Below are 2,349 nucleotides of genomic sequence, written 5' to 3' on the forward strand. Positions count from 1 at the left end.
CGGCCGGGGCGGAGGAGGCGATGGCATAGCGGCCCAGGACGTTGAGGTGGGCGTGACCGAGCGGGCTGAGTCGGGCGGCGTCCTCGTCTTTGACCGGCACGCCGTGGGCGCGTAGCTGGTCGACCGCGGCCGACAGGTACTTGGAGTTCCACAGCGCGACCGCGTTGACCACCAGCCCCAGCGCAGCCAGTTGATCTTCTTGTCCTTCACGGTAGGCCTTGCGGATCTTCCCGCCGTTGCCGTGGCAGATCTTGCGGGCCAGCCGGTGCCGCGACTCCTGCACGGTGAGCTGCTTGTTCAGCTTGCGCCGGTAGGTGTCGTCGATCGGGTCCAAGATCGACAGCAGGTGCAGGGTCTTGTCGATCCGGCCGTACTCGGCGAACGCCTGCCCGAGCGGGGTCGGGCGCCCCTTGCGCGCGAACATGCGCAGCAGGTCGTAGGCGCGGACCTGGTTGGTCACCAACGATCCGGCGACCCGGGTCATGTCGGCCCACTGGGCATGGATCTTGCTTCGGTTGATCTTGTTGCGGGCGATCGCCTCCAGCGGCCCGTACTTCGGCGTGCTCCCGTCGGGCAGCTCGGCGCGCCAGAACCGCTGGTCGCCCAGGTCGGCGAAGCGGGGCGCGAACCGGTAGCCGAGCATGGAGAAGATGCCGAACACCATGTCGCTGTCGCTGGCCTGGTCGGTGGTGACCAGCTCGGGTTTGGGCCCGGCGTCGATGTTGATCAGGCAGTCCAGGATGTACAGCGAGTCGCGCGGCGTGCCCGGCACCACCACCTGCCCGATCCCCATCACTTGATCATTGACTGCGTTGAGGAGGGTCAGGCCGCGTTTGTAGCCGAAGTACTTGGGCGAGGGGGCGGCGTTGATCGTCTGCACCGGGACGACGAAGCGCAGCCCGTCGGCCGAGGCCAGCAGCCCGCCGCCCCACAGCTTCACGATCGGCACACCGCGCTGGGCCTCGATCAGGACCGCGTTGGCCGCCGCATGCGTCTCGGCGCGCACGTAGTTCTGGTCGACGTGCGACAGGCGGCCGCGGGTCAGCGCCTCATCCCCGTCCTTGATCACCGGGGTGAGGCCGACGTTGCAGGCCTCGCTGATCAGTAGCGCCGCCAGCGATCGGGGCAGGTCGGGCATGCGGGTGGAGATGTCGGCCAGATGCACATAGGCGTCCAGGAAGCTGGTCCAGGAGTGCACCTCCAGCAGCAGCTCGGGCAGGTCGATGCGCGGCAGCATCGCCTGGCAGGCCGCGCGCAGCCACTTCAGCGACGGCGACTCACCCAGCGCGCCAAGCTTTTCCACCGACAACCGGGCGTGCCCGTCGGCCGGGGTGACCACCCGCACCAGGGCGTCGTCACCGGCCTCCTCGAGTCGGCCGGCCATCTGCTTCCACGCCGCATCCAGCGCCAGCAGCTTGGCGTCCAGATGGGCTTGGACCGGATCGGTCAGCGACAGCGAGGCGAGCACATCCTCACTGATGGCCTCCCACGCCGCCCCGTCAGCAGATGAGCGCGCGGATCGGCCCAACGCAGCGACGGCACGGCGAACACATCCCGCACCTGCAGCGCCCGAAACAGGGCTTCCAGCACGCACACCACGTAGGCGTCACGATCGACCGCCCCGGCCGGAAGGTCGGGGTTGGCCAAGACCGTCCGTTTCCACGCCGCATTCACCAGCGAGGCGTCAATCTCCTTGGCCAGCAGCGGCTTCTTGCCGACCTGCCGGCGCGCCAGCTCCGGCAGACGCCGTACCGCGGCCAGCACCTGACGCCCGCCCGCCGCCGCCCCCAGCGCCTTCGACTCGCCCAACAACTTCAAAAACGGCCGGACGGTGTTGTACTTGTCGGCCAGCGCGGCACGCAATGCCGCCTCCGCCGACCCGTCCTCTTCCGGCACCAGCTCTTCCACCTGCCCCAGCGCGGCCAGCACCTGCTCCTTGCTCGCGCCCGCTTCTGCGGCAACCGCCGTCCACAACGCGGCCACGTCCAGATCGGCGCCCACCTCGGCGACCAGGTCCAGCTGCTCCACCAGAACCCGGCCCGCCCGCGACAGCAGCTTGGAGACCTTCTCCAGCCTGGGCAACATCGCCATCCGCTCGCCCGCCGACTTGCGCCGCGCCGGCGAAATCAACCGGGTGGCCATCAGCAGCGCGAACAAATCGAGAGCGTCGTCGATCGCCTCGGCCTCCAACGACCGGGTCACCCCCAGCATCGTGGCCGTCTTGCGCGGCTCGGACAGACGGGCCAGCAGCGGCGCCTTGGTGCCCGCCCCGTACTTGGCCAGCGTCTTCATCCGCCGCACCGGCACCTTGTCCACCCGCACCCGCCCCAGCCGGAACGCCGCGATGTC

1 protein-coding gene and 1 pseudogene are annotated in these 2,349 nt (G+C 69.4%); both read right to left on the reverse strand.

The window, feature by feature from the left end; translation table 11 throughout:
- Positions 1–1,468 (reverse strand): Tn3 family transposase (locus tag ABN273_RS59020; protein ID WP_349458558.1); only part of this gene is annotated, 1,468 nt, incomplete at its 3' end.
- Positions 1,447–2,349, reverse strand: a pseudogene (locus tag ABN273_RS59025) (Tn3 family transposase); the annotation flags it as partial. The pseudogene ABN273_RS59025 and the gene ABN273_RS59020, both read right to left, overlap by 22 nt.

The sequence above is a fragment of the Nonomuraea sp. B19D2 genome, from assembly GCF_040137845.1.
In the GTDB taxonomy this organism is placed as follows: domain Bacteria; phylum Actinomycetota; class Actinomycetes; order Streptosporangiales; family Streptosporangiaceae; genus Nonomuraea.